The organism is Thermosyntropha tengcongensis (assembly GCF_055381335.1).
Window position 1 is genome coordinate 384423 of record NZ_AP042437.1, and the last position, 18078, is coordinate 402500.

Genomic DNA, 18078 nt, shown 5'->3' on the forward strand with positions numbered 1-18078 from the left:
GCAAGGAGGAGAAAGGATGTCCAAGAAGAGACAGGAGATAAGTGAAGAGTATAAATGGAAGCTCTCTGATATGTATCCGGATGAAAAATCCTGGTATGATGATTATGCCAGGGTAGAAAAACTTTTAGGGGAAATAGAAAAGTATAAAGGGAAATTGGGGGGCTCTGCTCAGGAACTTTTGACGGCCATCAAGCTCAGTGAAGAAATAGAAAGGCTGGGGGAAAAGCTTTATGTTTATGCCCGCATGAAGAGGGATGAGGATAATACTCTGTCATCATCCCAGGTCCTGTGTGATAAGGCAGAAATGCTGGGGGTTAAGGTAAATAGCAGTCTTTCTTTCATGATTCCTGAAATGATGAATATTCCTGACCAAACCCTGGACAGTTTTCTTGAGGAGCCGGAATTAGCTCTTTACCGGCATTATTTTGATGAACTGAGGCGCAAGAAAGAACACATTCTTTCGGAAAATGAAGAGAAAATCCTGGCTATGACGGCTGATATCTCTGCAGCCCCTTCCCAGATATTTTCCATGCTCAATAATGCAGACATAAAGTTTCCCGTGATAAAGGATGAAGAAGGGCGGGAAGTAGAGCTTACCAAGGGTAATTTTGGCCGGTTTATGGAAAGCTATGACCGGGAAGTAAGAAAGGCTGCCTTTAAAGGCCTTTACAGTTCTTATGAAAAACTGAAAAATACCCTGGCCGCCTCTTTAAGTTTTTCCATAAAGCGGGATATTTTTTATGCCAGGGTGCGCAGGTACAATTCAGCTCTGGAAGCTTCCCTGGACCAGGACAATGTCAGGGTAGAGGTATATGAAAACCTGATTAATGCTGTTCATAAACATATAGATGCATTGCATAGGTATATCGCCCTGCGTAAAAAGGTTTTAGGCGTAGATGAACTTCACATGTACGACCTTTATGTGCCTCTGGTTAAGGAATACAAAAAGGAATATGACTACAGCCAGGCCAGGGAACTGGTGCTGGAAGGCTTAAAGGTTCTGGGGGATGATTATATTAACCAGCTTAAGAAAGGTCTGGAAAGCGGCTGGATAGATGTTTATGAAAATGAAGGGAAAACAGGCGGGGCTTATTCCTGGGGCTGTTATGACAGCCATCCTTATGTGCTTCTTAATTATGATAACCGGCTGGATGATGTTTTTACTCTGGCGCATGAGATGGGACATGCCCTGCACAGCTATTATTCAAATACCAGCCAGCCTTATGTTTACAGCCAGTATCCCATACTGCTGGCAGAAGTAGCCTCGACTGTAAATGAATCGCTCCTGCTCGACTATATGCTTCAGAATACTAATGATGAAAAGGAAAAGCTGTACCTTATCAATCATTACCTGGAAGAATTCAGGGGCACCGTTTACCGGCAGACTATGTTCGCTGAATTTGAAAAGATAGTGCATGAAAAGGTAGAGAAGGGAGAGCCGGTAACGGTTGATGAATTCTGCAGCATCTATAAAGAGCTTAATCGCTTTTATTACGGAAACGAGGTGGTGCTGGATGATGAGATAGCCCTGGAATGGGCGAGAATCCCCCATTTCTATTCTGCGTTTTATGTGTATAAATACGCTACCGGCTTTTCAGCTGCTACGGCCATAAAACAGCATATAAAGGAAGAAGGGAAAGCGGCGGTGGAAAGATACATGAACTTTTTGAAAGCTGGAGGCTCTGACTATCCGCTCAATATACTTAAAAAGGCCGGGGTAGACCTTGCTACCCCCCAGCCGGTAGAGGAAGCCTTAAGCTACTTTGCTTCTCTGGTAAAGGAGATGGAAAAGCTGGTTAAGTAGTAGAAAGAAAGGCTGTTCTGGTAGTTTGAATAAAGCCAGAACAGCCTGATTTGTTTTTGTAAGACTAATATAATCCGCCTTAACGGAGCATAATTATACTATGAGTTGCTGTGAAGGAGGTTTAGGCTTTGGCGCATTTAATGCGGGAGGCAGAGTTTGAACAGAGTTTGCGTGAGTTTTACCGGGATTTAGAAGGGTTTAAAAACTATGACCTGGTAGTGGGTATTCTCTTTGAGAAGGAAGACCACAACCTGCTGGAAATACTGAAAAAGGTAGATAAGCTTCTTTTTAAATGGATGGGGAAAAGGCAGCTTATTGTCTGTATAGGCGATAGCCAGGAAAGGGATAAAAAAAGCTGGGGAGAAGATATTGCCATACATCATCCCTGCCTTAAGTGGTGCCTGCCGGAAGGCATGCAGGGGAGAGGTATGAAAGTAAGAGCCTTGCTTGAAATGTGCAAGTTTATTGATGCTGATCTTATATTCTTTTCTACTGATGCTCTGGATCTTTTTGCCGATAAGGATTATTTGTGGATGGATGGATTTATATTTCCAATCCAGGGCAATTATGATATGGTGATAGGCGATTTTAATGCTGATATGGATAAAAGCCTTTTACACCTCCTTTTAATATCCCCGGTTTTGGAAGTTTTTTATGGGTCCCTCATAGAGAATTCCTGGGGAGGAGTTTATGCTATTTGTCATGATTTTATCGAAGAGCTGGCACATGAAGCTCGTTTTTGGGGAGATTTGATAAGCGGGGAAGGGATAGATTTCTGGCTTATAAGCAGAGCATTGTGCTGGAATAAGAATATTTGCCTGTTTGATTTAAAAAGAGAAAAAGGTTTTAGTTTTACTGTGGATAGGAAAAGGGTGGAAGAAACTTTAAAAACCTTGCTCACGGCAATAAAGAGGGACAGTGCAGTATGGCTCAAGGATCGTTTGGTTACCAGAAAGATAGATACCGGCAGGAACAGTCTGCATGGCGCGGGAAATCTGTTTTATGCCCATTTGCTGCCGCGCATGCAGGAAGCGTTTAAAGGGGTGTATCAGGAAGAAAAGAACGGGGTAACCTCGGTAAAACCTTTATATCCCACGGAAGTCAAGAGGTTATTAAGACACGGAGAAGAGATGGAAGAGTTGAGATGGGCATATGTGCTTACTGAGCTTATGCTTTTGTATTCATTTGCCGACGACGGAGAGACAGATGAGATAATAAAAATTTTAACTGCCTGTTATGCAGCGTATGCCGCCAATTTTGCAAAAAAACTGGAGTTTTTCGCAGAAGAGCTGAAAAACCTGGAAAAAGAGGAGAGCAGAAAGCTTTTAGGGTATAAAGCGGATGAAATAAGAGGATACCTGGTTGAAAGATTAAAAGGGATAAAACCTGACTTTAACCGCCGCTGGCTGGAATTGAAGGAACAGCACAAACCTCCCATTATACCGCTTGGGTATATGGAATATGTGCCTAATAAGCCTGTGGTGGTACCCAAAACTATAACCGGCAAGGATGAAAGGATAGTAAATACGGATGCTATTTTCAGGCATTTGCGCAAGGTGTATGAAGAAAGGTTTGACCGGTTTTTGAGTGATGGTTTGGGAATAGAAAAAGACGCTCCTCCTTTTCTGGTTGTTGGTGCCGTGGAAAGTTTCATGCTGAGGCTGGAAAAGGCTTTGGAAGAGCTGTTCCCTGGCCGGCTTGATACAGAAGAAGGGCTGAGCTGTTTTGCAGGCAAGATTATGGATTTATTCCCCGTTGAAATGTTTACCATAAATGATGAAATCTTAAGGGAGATGCTTATGCGCTTCCCGCCTTTAAACCTTATGATTCCCCTGGGGTTTTATAAACCGCAGGATTTGATGGAGAGTATGGATGTGCGGGATGCGGTAACTTATGCCAATCTTATTGAAAGCTGGAGTTATACGGATAGGGACCTTCTGTGGCTGGTTGAGAATATAAGGCCAGAGAGTTTCAGCAAGATAAAGCTTAAGCCTCTGGTTTTGAAAGATGAGATTGTACAGGGAGGAGGGCTTAGCGGGCATAAAATAAGCTATCTTAACCGCATAACCGCCAGGATAGCAGTGAGGAAGCTGCCGGAAGAAAGGGGAGGCAAATATCCGCGTTTAAGATATTTTACCAGTATTCTGCGCCGGATTTCCCTGGCAGAAAGTTATGGAGAACTGTTTGAGCTTACTGTAAGGCAGAGAAAAAATATCGGCGAGAAGATAAAAAATTCCCTCCTATCTATGGCTAAAGGAGAAGATTTTTCCGCTTACCATATTTTTGAAAATTATCAGCACCGCCGGTTAGTAGATAAGATAAGGAAGCTGGCTGAGAAACTGCAGGAAGAGGGAGAGGGGGAAAAAGCCCGCCTTTTCCAGCTTATGGCTGACAGCTATGGCTTGAGCCAGGTTCTGGAGGATGGAACCTTTTTAAGCTGTACGGCCTGGAGCTGGGCAGGGTACAGTTTTAAAGGAGGGCTTAAAATTCCTACCCCTTTTACTACCAGTGTAGAAAGCCGCTGGTTTAATCATGAATTTCTGGAAGTTTTATATCGGGAGCTGGGGTATGAACCAGAAGAGATAAAGGATATAGTTTACCGGTTAATCCAGCAGGGCAAAAGCAGCCACAACCTTCTGGATACGCTGCTTCCGACCCGCCCGCGGGATGTAGCGGTAGTAGTACAGGAGATTACCAATGAACCGAGCAGGTATCTCAAGAGATATGAAAAAAATCCGATTCTGGAGCCTATAAAGGAACACAGCTGGGAATCGAAGTATGTTTTAAATCCGGGAGCCTTGCGCATAAAAGATAAAGTATATCTTTTCTACCGTGCAGTAGGGGAGTATAATGTTTCTCATATAGGATTGGCTATTACTGATGGTTTTAATGTTATTGAAAGGCTTCCCCGCCCTATATTTTCGCCTGCTATTCCGGAAGAGAAAATGGGATGTGAAGATCCGCGGGTGATTATAATGGGGGATAAGATTTTTATGCTGTATACGGCCTATGATGGCAATATAGCCCAGGTGGCCTGTGCATCTATCAAGCTGAGCGATTTTGAAAAAGGGAATTATACGGCATGGAAGCGGGAAGGGCTGGCTTTTACCAATATATGGGACAAAGATGCTATTATCTGGCCGGAAAAGATAAAAGGCAAGTATGTTATTTATCACCGCATTGAACCGAGTATATGGGTAACTTATACAGATGAGCTGAAGTTTCCGATAAAAGAAAAACATGCCATAATTGCTGGTCCCCGACCGGGACGCATGTGGGATTCTTTGAAAATTGGGGCTGGAGCCCAGCCTTTAAAGACCAGATACGGATGGCTGCTCATTTATCACGGAGTTGACCATAATTATATATACCGGCTGGGAGTTTTGCTGGTGGACATGGAAAATCCGGGCAAAATTCTGTACCGTTCACTAAATCCCATCCTGGAGCCGGAAAAGGATTATGAGGTAGGATTGGATGGAGCCTGGGTGCCCAATGTAGTTTTTACCTGTGGTGCGGTGCCGGCTGAAGACAAGGAAATACTGGAAGATGATGATGAAATCCTGGTTTATTATGGGGCAGCTGATACCAGCATAGGAGTGGCTACCGGAAAACTGGCCGATCTTATTCCAGAGGCTTTTAGGAAATAAGGCAGGCGGTGCTCAAGGCACCGCCTTTTTTACTTTAGTCATATTTAAGAAGCCTCATTCCATTAAGGGTTACGGCCAGAGCAGTTCCTACATCAGCCAGCACTGCCAGCCACATGGTGAGCATGCCGGGTATTATTAGAAGAAAGATTAATAATTTTATAAGTACTGATGCCAATATATTTTGTTTTATGATTTTTACTGTCCGGCGGCTCAAATTTATTATTTCGGGCAGGGCAGACAGGTTGTTGGACATAAGGACCATGTCGGCAGTTTCCATAGCTATGTCCGTATTCTTATGCCGCATGGCTATGCCTATATCAGATGCTGCCAGGGCCGGGGCATCGTTTATGCCGTCTCCTACCATAGCCAGTTTATATTTTTTCTTTATTTCTTTTACTATCTTTGTTTTGTCTTCGGGCAGAAGCTCTGCTTTAAAAGATTTTATCCCCAGTTTTTCTGCTGTACTTAAAGCTACTTTTTCATTATCTCCGGTAAGCATGATTATTTCCTCTATACCGGTTTCCTTAAGTTTTTTTATTGCGTCTTTGGCTTCTTCCCGCAGGGTATCGGAAATACCTATAAGACCTAGGATTTCTGAGGAAGAAGCGATGATTACAACCGTTTGGCCTTCATTTTCGAGATTATCTATATCTTTTTTGATGCAGTCAGTTTTAATCCCGTTTTGCTCAATGAAAAGGGGGTTTCCTATATAATATCTTTTCCCTTCGACAACTGCTGCAGCACCCCGGCCAGGCACATTTGCAAAATGGGATACTGAAAAGGGAAAGATTCCTTTTTCCATGCTGTATTCGGTTATGGCCAGGGCCAGAGGGTGTTCGGAATTTTTTTCTATGGCACACGCAATAGATAAAAGGGTTTTTTCATCCCCTTTCCTGGTAATAACTCTGCTAACCTGCGGCTTTCCCCTGGTTAAAGTTCCTGTTTTATCAAAAGCTACTGCTTTGATATTCCCCAATTCTTCCAGATAGCTTCCTCCTTTTATGAGTACTCCCTTGCGGGAAGCGCTGCCCAGGGCAGATACTATAGCTACCGGGGTGGAGATTACCAGGGCACAGGGACAGGCTACCAGAAGCAGGGCTAAACCCTGGTAAACCCATTTGTGTGCTTCTTCCCCCCACAGTAGAGGAGGAATGGCGGCTACCAGTAGAGCTATCATGATAACTGCCGGGGTATAGTAGCCGGCAAACCTGTCTACTGTCTGCTGAGCAGGGGAGCGTTCTGCCTGGGACTCTTCCAGAAGGTAGATTATTTTCTGCAGGGCAGTGTCTTTATATAATCTGGTGGCTTTTATTTTTAAAATCCCGTTGGTATTTAAGGTGCCGGCAAAAACTTCATCCCCTTTTTCTTTGTAAACCGGTACAGATTCTCCGGTAATGGAAGACTGGTCAACCGCAGAATTTCCGCTTACTACTATGCCATCAACCGGGATAGACTGGCCGGGACGCACCAGAACTATATCCCCAATCATAATCTGATTTAAGGGTTTTATTATCTCACCTTTGTCGGTTATAACCAGTGCTTCTTTGGGAGTTAAGGACATAAGGCTTCTTATGGAGTTTCGGGTTTTGTCAAAGGTATAAGCCTGCAGGAAATTGCCCAGGGAATAAAGGAATACGACCATTACGCCTTCTGCTGTTTCCCCTATGAAGATAGCACCGGTAACCGCTATTATCATAAGTGCGTTTATGTCGAGCTTTCTAAGCCTTAACAGGGTATTAAAGGCACTGCGGCCGGGCATGATGATACCCCCGATTATGCCAGCTATAAAGAAAAAATCCATCAGACGAGCATTTCCTCCTATAAGCCAGATAATTCCGCCTGCCAGAAGGCAGATCCCTGATATTATGGAGGAAACGCCGAAGGGGTTGGATAAGAGCAGGGCATAAAAGCTGTTTTTTTCCTCCTCGTAAACTTTGTTCCCTTCAGCTTCTCTGGCTTCATAGCCTAAGAAGTGGGCAAGGTTTATGATTTCCTGTTTGCTTGCTTTCCCTTCCACGAATTCTACCTTGAGCTTACCGCTGGCAAAATTTAAGGAGGCACTTACAACTCCCGGCAGCTCCTGTACCGCTTTTTCCAGTTTGGCGGCACAATTCGGGCAGTCAAGGCCTGTTACATAAAAGTCGGCCTGCAATGTTTCAGCAGGGCTTGCTTTCAGAACTGATGCTTCCATTTTGATCCTCTCCCGCATTTTTATTCATATACGTGTTCCAGTCCTTCTTTAAAAAGCTTTTCTACATGGTGGTCATCAAGCGAATAAAACAGGTTTTTCCCTTCCCGGCGGTATTTAACCAGCTTCTGGGTGCGCAGAAGCCGCAAATGATGGGATACGGCTGATTCTGAAGAGCTGGTTATTTCAGCCAGGTCGCATACGCAGAGTTCCCCCTGCATGAGGGCAAAAATGATGCGTATACGGGTAGGGTCTCCCAGAGTTTTAAATATCTGGGCCAGGGCCTGGGCTTTTTCTTCCGGCAGCATTATATCTTTTACCCGGGCAACCTTTTCTTCATGTACCTCATGAACCTCACAAAGTTCTTCTCTTAATCTGTTTTTTTTCATTCTGCACCCCCTATATAAACAATTGAACAACTATTCATATGTTTATGATAAATAAAATATCCCCCTTATGTAAAGAGGGATATTTTTTAAGAGGTTTTTTCCATATTGGCTTTTTCGCGAATGAAATTAAGCATCAGGGTATCAGCAAGGAGAAGGGAAATGACTGCTTCTGCTCCCTGGTTGAGGTTGACCCCTTCCGGGGTAAGGGCGTCAAAACAGCCTCCTGTTTTTTTGTCATAAAGGGGAAGGTTATTTATATTGTGCCCCCGGTACCATTTGTGAGCGAGTACAGCCAGTTCCAGATATTCGCTTTCCCCGCTTATGTTATACGCTTCAAAACAGGCAAAGGCAGTGGAAGCTGCATCTACTGGCTGCTGATCATAAAAAGGGATTTTTTTGCCTTTGTGGTACCAGCCCTGATTGCCGATAATGTTTAAATAACCTTTTTTAAACAGGACGCTGTTTAAAAAATTAAGGGAATCATGGGCAATTTTCAGGGCTTTTTTATTTCCGCTTACTTCATAGTAGGCCCAGAGAGCCTGGGGAAGGATGCCGTTGCAGTAAGTAAGGTAAGGCTCAAACCAGCGAAAACTTCTGGTATGGTGGTTTTGGTAAAGGGAGATAAGGAAATGTGCCAATTTATCTCCATAATTTTTTATATATTTTGCTTTAAGTTTTTTATCTTCTATTTTGCATAAACCGAGCAGGGTATAGGCGACTGCCCGGGGAGACTTAAATTTGAGGGAAGAAGGCAGGAAAAGGGCATGCATTTTTTGACACATGGCTTTTATATCGGCAAAAGGGCTGTTCATGCCTGCACTGCAGGCGAGAAGAGCTCTGCCTATGCTGTCTTCCGAATCAAAAGTATGGTAATAGGTACCGTTAAGCTGGAAGTTGGACCAGCTTCCGTCAGGCTGTATAGCGTTTGAGAGCCAGGAGGCATATTTATAAGCCAGTTCATAACCTTCTTCCATCTGGAGAGCTATAATCAGTGCCCGGGCATTGTCATCCAGTGTATATCCGCTTAAAGGGTCAGGAGAACTCAATTTGGCAAACTGCAGGATGCCGTTTTCGTCCGTAAGGCGCATAAAATGCCTGTAATCAAGCATAGCTTAAGTTTTGCTCTCCTTTGCTGTTTTGAATAATTTTTCTTATGAAATGGGCATATTCCTGGCCTATATTGGGCCACAGCCATTTTTGCCCTAACTCACAGGCATTAGACTGCAATCTTTCTTTAAGTTCCTTGTCCCCTAAAATCATTTTGATTAATCTGGCCAGTTCATCAGGATCTGCCTGGCTGGCTAAAAGCCCCCGCCCATTTTTAAGCACTTCCAGGGCATAGGTGTAGCTGGTAGATACGATAGCCCGTCCACAGCCTATGGCAAAGGTTAAGGTTCCGCTTACTGCCTGGTCTTTATTAGGGTAAGGACTCAGGTAGATGTCAGTAAGATAAAGGTATTCTCCCAGTTCTTCATCAGATAAAAACCTGTTTACAAACCGGACATGGTTTTCAAGATGCAGTTCTGAAATTAACCGGATTAACATTTCCCGGTATTTTTCCCCTTCTGTTTTTTTAAGTACCGGATGGGTTTGTCCCAGAATAAGGTATATAGTGTCAGGATATTCTTTTACTACTTCGGCCATAGCCTTGATGCCCAGCTCCAGCCCTTTGCCGGGGCCAATAAGGCCGAAAGTGCTTATTATCTGGTATCCGGTTAAATTATATTTGGCTTTGAGAACTTCGGAAGCCTCCTTTTTAAAGGGAGGGACACCGTGACTGATAACCTTTATCTTGTCCGGGTTTACCTTATATAATCCTGTCAGGAGCTGAGCAGAGTTCTCTGTCATGCATACTACGCCGCCTGCTCCGGTACAAAGGTTTTTCAATATTTTAAGCTGATTTTTTTGAGGTTCAGGCAAAACAGTATGGGTTACCACCACATATGGTTTATTCAGTTTTTCAGTAAAGCTCAGGATATAGCTTCCGCTTTCGCCGCCAAATATGCCGTATTCATGCTGAACTATCACTATTTCAATATCCGGGGTATTGTTAACCAGTATCGCTGCTTCCAGGTAATCAGTTTTCTTCTGCTGTCTTATATTGAAAATGACTTCTTCCCCATAATGGTAATCATAACCCGCGTCAGAGACAGCTATAATTTTTACTTTTTCCCCGTTTACTTCCAGACTGTTTTTCAAGTCCTGGGAGAAGGTAGCTATCCCGCATTGTTTGGGGGGGAAAGTGCCTAAATTTAAGATGGCCAAAACAGGTTCCTCCTTGCTAAAGTTTTTAAATATTTTTCCATATATTTCTATAAAATATACCTGTATTTTGAATAAATCAGGATATCTTTTCCAGAAAGGAAAATATTTCATTTTTTATTTTTTCCAGATTTTCCGGAGAATCTGCTTCGCAGCGCACGATGATTTCTGGTCCGGTATTGGAAGCTCGCACTAGTCCCCAGCCGTGCGGGAATATTATACGTGCTCCATCGATATCGATGATTTTATATTTGTTCTTAAAATGGCTTATCACTTTTTCTACTATCCTGAATTTTGTCTCATCACTGCTTTTTATCCTTAATTCAGGAGTGGCGTGGTATTTGGGGATATCGGCAAGCATCCTGCTCAGCTTTTCCCCTTTATGGGCAACCAGTGAAATAAGGCGTGCCCCTGCATAAATCGCATCATCAAAACCGTAATATTCATCTGCAAAAAACATGTGGCCTGACATTTCACCGGTAAATACAGCTCCGATTTCTTTCATTTTGGCTTTTATGAGTGAATGCCCGGTTTTATACATAATCGGCTTTCCCCCCAGGCGTTCTATTTCGTCAATGAGGCTCTGTGAACATTTTACTTCTACTATAGCCGGGGTGCCAGGATAGCGGGGAAGTATGTCCCGCCAGAAAAGTATCATCAGCATATCCCCCCATATAAGGTTTCCCAGGTCATCTACTACCCCGATGCGGTCCCCATCTCCGTCAATGCCGATACCGAAATCGGCTCCGGTTTCTTTTACTTTCCTGGCTAAATCCTGCATGTTTTTTGGATCAACCGGATCAGGATGATGATTGGGAAAACGGGGGTCTGATTCGCAGTATAGTTCAATTACTTCACAACCCAGGTTTCTGTATATTTGGGGAGCAAAAAAAGAAGCCGTGCCATTACCGCAGTCGACTACTATTTTTAATTTGCGGGGCAGGGAACCTATCTTGCTTTTTATCATGGCAGCATAGTCCGGGAAAATATTTATTTTTTGGATAGAACCCCCATCTCTTTTTATGGAAGCTTTCTTTTCCGTAAGCTCTCTTATATGCTGAATTTCGTCTCCGTAAATGGTAGAATCCCCCAGAAGCAGTTTCATGCCGTTATATTCTTTGGGGTTATGGCTGGCAGTGATCATTATGCCGGATTTAATATGGAGGTGTTTGGAAGCGAAATAGAACATAGGGGTTATTACCGTATCCAGATCAACTACCTGACAGCCAGATTCCAGAAGAGCATTAACAGCTATGCGGTGCAGATCGGGGGAAGATTCCCGGTTATCCATGCCTATAAGCATGGTATTTTCACCTTTTTTGTGAGCATAAAACGCAAAAGAGCGTACAATATTGTCCATATTTTCGTAAGTAAGTTCTTTTTCCACTATGCCGCGGATGTCGTACTGTCTAAAGATATTTTTAATGGTCATCTCCTCCTTATCGGCTACCCTTCTTATCTTTTTACAGCAAATCATAGCGGCCGATTTTTTGAAGCATGTCAGTAATTTCCCGCATATCCTGGCATTTGTTCTGGTTGCATATAAAAACTATATCTTCCGTTTCTACTACCAGCAAATTATCAACTCCGAATAAAATCAGGGTTTTTTCCTTTTGTCTGGCAATGCAGTTGCTGGAGTTTAAAAATACAATATCAGGGCCGAATGCTATATTCCCGGCTTCGTCTCTGGGGTATATTTTTTCAAGTGAACTCCAGCTTCCTAAATCACACCAGCCGAAATCAGAAGGGACTACGGCCAGGCGCGATGATTTTTCAGCTATGCCGTAGTCTATGCTTATATCCGGCAGGTCGGGATATGAACTTATATAAAATTCCGGGCCTTTTTTTATTTTTTCATATATTTCCGGAAGATTGTGGGCGAATTCTTCTAAAAAAGTCTTGACCTGGCCAATATATATACCTGAATTCCACATATGGTTCCCGCTTTTTATGTAGCTAAGCGCTGTTTTAAAGTCAGGTTTTTCATAAAAAGAGTTAACCTTATATACATCAGGTATTTGCCCTATTTCCATTTTAGTTTTTTCTATATAGCCAAAACCGGTTTCCGGACGGTCCGGTTTTATGCCGATAGTAGTCAAATGGCCGGCTCTAGCTGCCAGGCAGGCTTTTTGTATAGTTTCGGCAAATTTTTGCAGATTTAATATATGATGATCGGCCGGGAAAAAACCGATTATGTCATCTATGTTTTCTGCATAATAGGAAAGAATTAAACCTATTGCCGGAGCAGTATTTTTACTCTCTGGTTCACTGATAATTTGAATGTTTTCTCTATCTGGATGTTTGGCAATTATTTCTTCAATCGCCTTTACTAAATGGTTGCTGGTCAGGATTATTATTTTTTGGCTTCCTGCTTCTTTTATTCTGTCAATAGTATGCTCGAGCATGGATTTTTCACCTATCAGCCGGCAGAGCTGTTTGGGACGGAAACTTCTGCTTTCCGGCCAAAGCCTTAACCCCTTTCCCCCGGCCAGGATGACTGACAGCATATTTTTACCTCCCTCTATAACCTGTAGATCAGGTTGGATAAACAAATGTCCTAGATATTACATATGAATTTGTGCCTCTCAATAGTATTAACTGCCGGGAGAAATAATATAACTTATTTTGACAAAAAAACCTCCCGTTTCGGGAGGAATGGGGTTTATTATTTGGCTTCTGTTTCAACAAAACCGTGTTTTTCTAAATGTCTTATATATTTTACGAAAACGGCTGCCGTTATGCTTATAGAAATAAAGTCTGAAAAGGGAAAGGCCAGCCATATACCTTTTATTCCCCAGAATCTGGGGAGTATAAACAAAAGGGGCAAAAGGAGTATTACCTGGCGCAGAAGGGAAAGCCACATGGCAGTAAACCCTTTTCCGACTGCCTGAAAGGTGCTGGACATTATTATAGAAGGCCCTACTAAAGGAAGCAGCCAGGTTATATTGCGCATGGCTATTATTCCCATTTTTATAAGCTCAGGATCGCGATTAAAAATGGAAACCAGCTGGGCCGGAAAAAGCTGAAAACAGAGGAATCCTGTGGTCATTATAATAAAAGCCCCTTGAGCTGCTCTTTTAATAGCCAGTTTCATGCGGTTAAGGTTCCTGGCTCCATAATTAAACCCTACGATGGGGATAAGGCCCTGGTTAAGCCCGAAAAGCGGCATGAATATAAGAGACTGGATCCTGAAATATATGCCCATAGCGGCAATAGCCCGGTAGCCGTAAGGAGCCAGGCTGTGATTTAAAACCAGCAGTATAAGGCTTCCTACCAGCTGCATTATCATGGAAGGGAAGCCTACTTTGTATATTTCTTTAAAGATTAGAGTATTAAATTTAAAACTTCTGAGCCCGGGGGTTAACTGACTCTGCCCGCTGAAGAAGAGATAGTGAAGGTTTATAGCGCTTCCTGCGGCCTGTCCTATAAGGGTTGCGACAGCTGCTCCCTTAACTCCCCAGGCAGGGAAAGGACCGATGCCGAAGATGAATAAGGGATCCAGCACCATGTTGGCTACCGCGCCGGTAACCATTGATTTCATAGGGATGCCAGCATTCCCTTCTGCCTGAATCATGCTTCCTGACATCATGGCAAAATACTTTAGTATACTTCCTATAAAAATAACACTGATATAGTCAAAACTCATAGAATATAGTTCAGGGGTAACTCCGAAAATACTCAGGATTTGTTCTATAAACAGCAGGCCCAGGATCAATGTAATAACGGCATAGATTAATACGATAAGAAGCCCGTGTTCTACAGCATTTATGGCATCACTGGCTTTTTTTTCGCCCAGGCGGCGCGAGATGATGGAAGTTAAACCTATTCCTGTTCCGGAAGCAATAGCAATCATAACCATCTGAATGGGAAAACAGATAGTTAATGCAGCGATAGCTTCTCCGCTGCCGATTTTCCCTACCCAGAAGGTATCGACAATGTTGTATAATGCCTGAATAGTCATGCCAATCATGGCTGGAAGAGACATGGTTATCAGCAGTCTTCCTATGCTGTCTTCGCCCAGATTACCTTTAAATCGCATGATTTATCCCTTCTTTTTGTTTATTAATCACTTACTTAATATACTTAATATTTTGTCATTAAAGCAAGTAAAGTATTTTAAAATGTCTTTATTTTTTTGCTCGCGGTGTTTATAATCTATTCTGGCTTCATAAACAAAAATAAAGTAATTAATTTAATGAATAAAAGTAATATAAAACAGGAAGGGTGGTTAAAAATGCTTACTGGTATCCAAATCAAAAGAGGGATGGATAAATTTAAAGAAAGAATAACTGTTAATGATATGGTAGGGATATTTATAGGAGCTTTTATAACGGTCATAGGAATTCAGTGCGTACTTGCTCCAGTAAAGGTATTAACTGGGGGACTTACAGGAATAGCTATGGTTTTGCGTTTTGTAACAGGAATACCTATTTGGACCTGGTTAATATTGTTGAATATTCCTATTTTTATAGCCGGGTATAAATTTGTAAGCAGGCGCTTTGTGTTTTACAGTTTATTTGCTATTTTGGTTCAATCTTTATTTATTGGTATCATGGAGCCCTTAAGCCTTAAATTGGATAATTTATTGTTAGCTGCTATTTTGGGAGGGATTTTAAATGGCTTGGGGACGGGTATTATTTTGCGATATAAAGGGTCTACCGGGGGTATTGATATAATAGCAGTAATTATCAAGAGATTATGGGGATATGGTTTGGGGCAGACATACTTTTTGGGTAATTTGTTGGTTTTAATTCTTTCTCTGCTTACTTCGAATATTGAAACCATGTTATTTTCGGCTATATCTATTTATGTTTGTTCCAAAGCCATTGATAGTGTGGAATCTGGTCCTAATGTGGCCAGAACAGCCATGATTGTTTCTGAAAAAACAGAAGCTATAGCTGATGAAATTATAAATGGGCTTAATAGAAGCTGTACTTATTTGTCAGGGAAGGGAGCATATACAGGGGAAGAAAAAAGTATGATTCTGGTTACAGTGGGAAAGACGCAGTTGCCCAGGCTAAAGGAAATCGTTTTTGAAATTGATCCCAAAGCGTTTATGATGGTCAATGAAACTATTGAAGTATTAGGAAAAGGCTTTAAAGCAAGCACGGCTGAATTTTGAAGAAATGCCGGGACGGGAAAACAAATTAACCCGTCCTTTTATTTTTTGCACATTTTGACAAGAAGAATTTAAAAATTAATTTACCATCGGTTATTATAATTAATATGGCAGGTTAAATACAGCAAGGCAGATAAAAATTTTACTTTTAAATGGTTGTTTACCCGGGCAGTATGTTTGATGCTGTAATTTATTTGACGTGATTAGTTGTGGAGCACAAATGGGTAATTGATTAAAACTGGAGGTGAAAATATGGTAAGCATGCAGGTTAAAAAGGGTATAAGCAGTTTCACGGAACAGGTTTCCTGGAAAGATATTGTAGGTATAATAGCAGGTTCCATTATTGTAGTTATAGCCATACAGTCCATACTCATACCAGCCAGGGTTTTAACCGGTGGGGTTACAGGTATAGCCATAGTACTGCAGTTTATAACGGGTGTAGATGTATGGGTATGGTTTATACTTCTAAATATCCCAATTTTTTTGGCCGGGTACAAGTTTGTGAGCCGCCGTTTTGTTTTTTACAGTTTGTTTGCTACTTTGCTGCAGACATTCTTGCTGGGCATCATGCCGCCTATTGATCTAAACCTTGATAACCTTCTGCTGGCTGCTATTTTTGGAGGAGCTTTAAATGGTTTGGGATCTGGCATTATTTTGCGTTATAAAGCTTCATCAGGCGGGATGGATATAGTGGCAGTTATAGTGAAAAGGCTGTGGGGATATAGCATAGGACAAACTTTTTTCATAGGCAATTTGGCTGTCTTAGCTCTTTCACTGGCAGTATTTAACCTGGAGCTGGCATTGTTTTCAGCTATATCAATATATGTCTTTTCTAAGACTTTAGATGCGGTGGAAGCTGGACCTAATGTTACACGGACCTCCATGATAATTTCTGAACAGAGTGAAGCTATAGCTTATGCTATTATGAATGAACTGGGACGAGGATGTACTTATATTCCGGCTGAAGGGGCTTATTCCGGAAGACATAGAAAAATTATTCTGGTAACGGTAGGTAAAACACAACTTCCCAGGCTTAAAGAGATTGTATTTCAGATTGATGCGGAAGCTTTTATCATAATAAATGAAACTATTGAAGCTTTTGGCAAAGGTTTCAGCCCCAGCAATGTCGATTTTTAATTTTATATGAAAACCCCTTGACTTTATGATGATAAGAAGGTAAAATAGCTATCGTTGAGCGGTTGAAATGAATAAGGCCCCTTGGTCAAGTGGTTAAGACACCGCCCTTTCACGGCGGTAACAGGGGTTCGAATCCCCTAGGGGTCACCAATTACGGGCGATTAGCTCAGCTGGGAGAGCACCTGCCTTACAAGCAGGGGGTCGTAGGTTCGAGCCCTGCATCGCCCACCATATTTAGATTTAAAAACTGTGGTTAGACAGTTAAAAATAGGGAAAAAGAGGTTAATCTTTTTTAAGATTAACCTCTTTTATTTTGGCCAAAAAACAAAAATCAGCCTGAATTCTGAAGTTCAGGCTGGTGAGTAAGGGTATTTTCATGAAGCTTTATTTTTCTGTTTTTGCTTTCTTTCGCGGGTAGTTTTGTCCAGTATCATTTTTCTTAAGCGCAGCGACTTTGGCGTAACTTCCAGGAGTTCATCATCATTTATAAATTCCAGGCATTTTTCTAACGACATTTCCACAGGAGGCACCAGTCTAAGTGCGTCGTCAGATCCGGAAGCTCTTGTGTTGGTAAGATGCTTTTTCTTACATACATTTACGGTTATATCTCCGGATCGTGAATTTTCCCCTACAATCATGCCTTCGTATACTTCGGTTCCCGGAGAAATAAAAAGATTTCCTCTTTCCTGAGCGTTGTAAAGACCATATGCAACAGCTGTTCCAGTTTCAGAAGCTACCAGTGCTCCCCGGGTACGGGAAGGGATTTCCCCTTTAAATGGTGCATAAGTTTCAAAAACATGGTTCATGATGCCGTTGCCCCTGGTTTCGGTCAGAAATTCTGACCGGTAACCTATGAGGCCGCGGGAAGGTATTAAAAATTCCAATTTTACAATATTACCTGTTTTATTGGTCATATTGATAAGTTCGCCTTTGCGCCTTCCACAGCTTTCGATAACGGTACCTACATACTCTTCAGGTACTTCAATAAACAGCTTTTCTATAGGTTCCTTCAATATACCATTTTCTTCTTTCAGAATTACTTCCGGGCGAGTTACGGCAAACTCATAACCTTCGCGCCTCATAGTTTCAATCAGTATAGAAAGATGAAGCTCTCCCCGTCCGGAGACTTTAAATGTATCGGGAGAAAGTTCTTCTACTCTAAGTGACACATTGGAAAGCAGTTCTTTCATGAGCCGTTCTTTAAGGTGACGGCTGGTCACATAGGTTCCTTCCAATCCGGCAAAAGGGCTGTCGTTTACAACAAAATTCATGGATATGGTAGGTTCTTCAATATGGACGAAATCTACCGGTGCAATCTTTTCAGGAGAACATAAAGTATCTCCGATATTTATGCCTTCTACACCTGATACAGCAACTATTTCTCCTGCGCCAGCGGATTCCAATTCTACCCTTTTTAATCCTTCAAAAGTATACAGGGTATTTACCCTAACCTTTTCTTCTTTCCCTTCCATATTGCATATTACTACTTCCTGGCCTTTAGAGATTTGTCCTTGATAAATTTTACCTATACC

General features: G+C 42.1%; 12 protein-coding genes and 2 tRNA genes (1 of these 14 cut by a window edge). 6 read left to right on the plus strand and 8 right to left on the minus strand.

The window, feature by feature from the left end:
* Window positions 1-16 precede the first annotated feature (16 nt).
* Both pepF and ACZ42E_RS01840 read left to right on the plus strand, forming a co-directional pair.
* Window positions 17-1804 (plus strand): oligoendopeptidase F, encoded by a 1788-nt coding sequence (gene pepF / locus ACZ42E_RS01835; protein WP_464892760.1) that lies wholly within the window; start codon window positions 17-19, stop codon window positions 1802-1804.
* A 128-nt stretch (window positions 1805-1932) separates the two neighbouring features.
* Window positions 1933-5451: a glycoside hydrolase family 130 protein gene (locus tag ACZ42E_RS01840; RefSeq protein ID WP_464892761.1), complete on the plus strand. Its 3519-nt coding sequence runs from the start codon at window positions 1933-1935 to the stop codon at window positions 5449-5451.
* 34 nt (window positions 5452-5485) lie between these two features.
* Here the strand turns inward: ACZ42E_RS01840 and ACZ42E_RS01845 are convergent, their stop codons facing one another.
* The 7 genes from ACZ42E_RS01845 to ACZ42E_RS01875 all read right to left on the minus strand — a co-directional run bounded on the left by ACZ42E_RS01845 (window position 5486) and on the right by ACZ42E_RS01875 (window position 14329).
* Complete coding sequence (locus ACZ42E_RS01845; protein ID WP_464892762.1) at window positions 5486-7642, minus strand: heavy metal translocating P-type ATPase; 2157 nt, start codon at window positions 7640-7642, stop codon at window positions 5486-5488.
* A 20-nt stretch (window positions 7643-7662) separates the two neighbouring features.
* Window positions 7663-8028 (minus strand): ArsR/SmtB family transcription factor, encoded by a 366-nt coding sequence (locus tag ACZ42E_RS01850; protein ID WP_464892763.1) that lies wholly within the window; start codon window positions 8026-8028, stop codon window positions 7663-7665.
* 86 nt (window positions 8029-8114) lie between these two features.
* Entirely contained in the window at window positions 8115-9137 is a 1023-nt protein-coding gene (locus ACZ42E_RS01855) for a hypothetical protein (protein WP_464892764.1), read from the minus strand.
* Window positions 9130-10293, minus strand: coding sequence for a glycosyltransferase family 4 protein (locus tag ACZ42E_RS01860; RefSeq protein ID WP_464892765.1), 1164 nt, complete (start codon window positions 10291-10293; stop codon window positions 9130-9132). The genes ACZ42E_RS01855 and ACZ42E_RS01860 overlap by 8 nt, the downstream gene beginning before the upstream one ends.
* Window positions 10294-10369: 76 nt before the next feature.
* Entirely contained in the window at window positions 10370-11767 is a 1398-nt protein-coding gene (locus ACZ42E_RS01865; RefSeq protein WP_464892766.1) for a phosphomannomutase/phosphoglucomutase, read from the minus strand.
* The gene (locus ACZ42E_RS01870) at window positions 11754-12797 is read right to left on the minus strand and encodes a mannose-1-phosphate guanylyltransferase (protein ID WP_464892767.1); all 1044 of its coding nucleotides are present in this window, start codon (window positions 12795-12797) and stop codon (window positions 11754-11756) included. The genes ACZ42E_RS01865 and ACZ42E_RS01870 overlap by 14 nt, the downstream gene beginning before the upstream one ends.
* Window positions 12798-12955: 158 nt before the next feature.
* Window positions 12956-14329: an MATE family efflux transporter gene (locus ACZ42E_RS01875; protein WP_464892768.1), complete on the minus strand. Its 1374-nt coding sequence runs from the start codon at window positions 14327-14329 to the stop codon at window positions 12956-12958.
* A 195-nt stretch (window positions 14330-14524) separates the two neighbouring features.
* Here ACZ42E_RS01875 and ACZ42E_RS01880 point away from each other — a divergent pair, with 195 nt between their 5' ends.
* The 4 genes from ACZ42E_RS01880 (at window position 14525) to ACZ42E_RS01895 (ending at window position 16777) form a co-directional block, all read left to right on the plus strand.
* A complete protein-coding gene (locus ACZ42E_RS01880; RefSeq protein ID WP_464892769.1) occupies window positions 14525-15412 on the plus strand; it encodes a YitT family protein in 888 nt (295 codons plus the stop codon).
* 249 nt (window positions 15413-15661) lie between these two features.
* Window positions 15662-16546, plus strand: a complete 885-nt coding sequence (locus ACZ42E_RS01885) for a YitT family protein (RefSeq protein WP_464892770.1) — start codon at window positions 15662-15664, stop codon at window positions 16544-16546.
* Window positions 16547-16621: 75 nt separating this feature from the next.
* Window positions 16622-16696: transfer RNA gene (locus ACZ42E_RS01890), tRNA-Glu, on the plus strand.
* Window positions 16697-16701: 5 nt separating this feature from the next.
* A tRNA-Val gene (locus ACZ42E_RS01895) sits at window positions 16702-16777 on the plus strand.
* A gap of 143 nt (window positions 16778-16920) precedes the next feature.
* Here the strand turns inward: ACZ42E_RS01895 and typA are convergent.
* Window positions 16921-18078 carry the 3' portion of a translational GTPase TypA gene (gene typA, locus ACZ42E_RS01900; RefSeq protein ID WP_464892771.1) on the minus strand. Its footprint extends 663 nt past the window's final position, so 1158 of the gene's 1821 nt are visible here — the last part of the coding sequence; the start codon falls outside the window, past its right edge; its stop codon occupies window positions 16921-16923.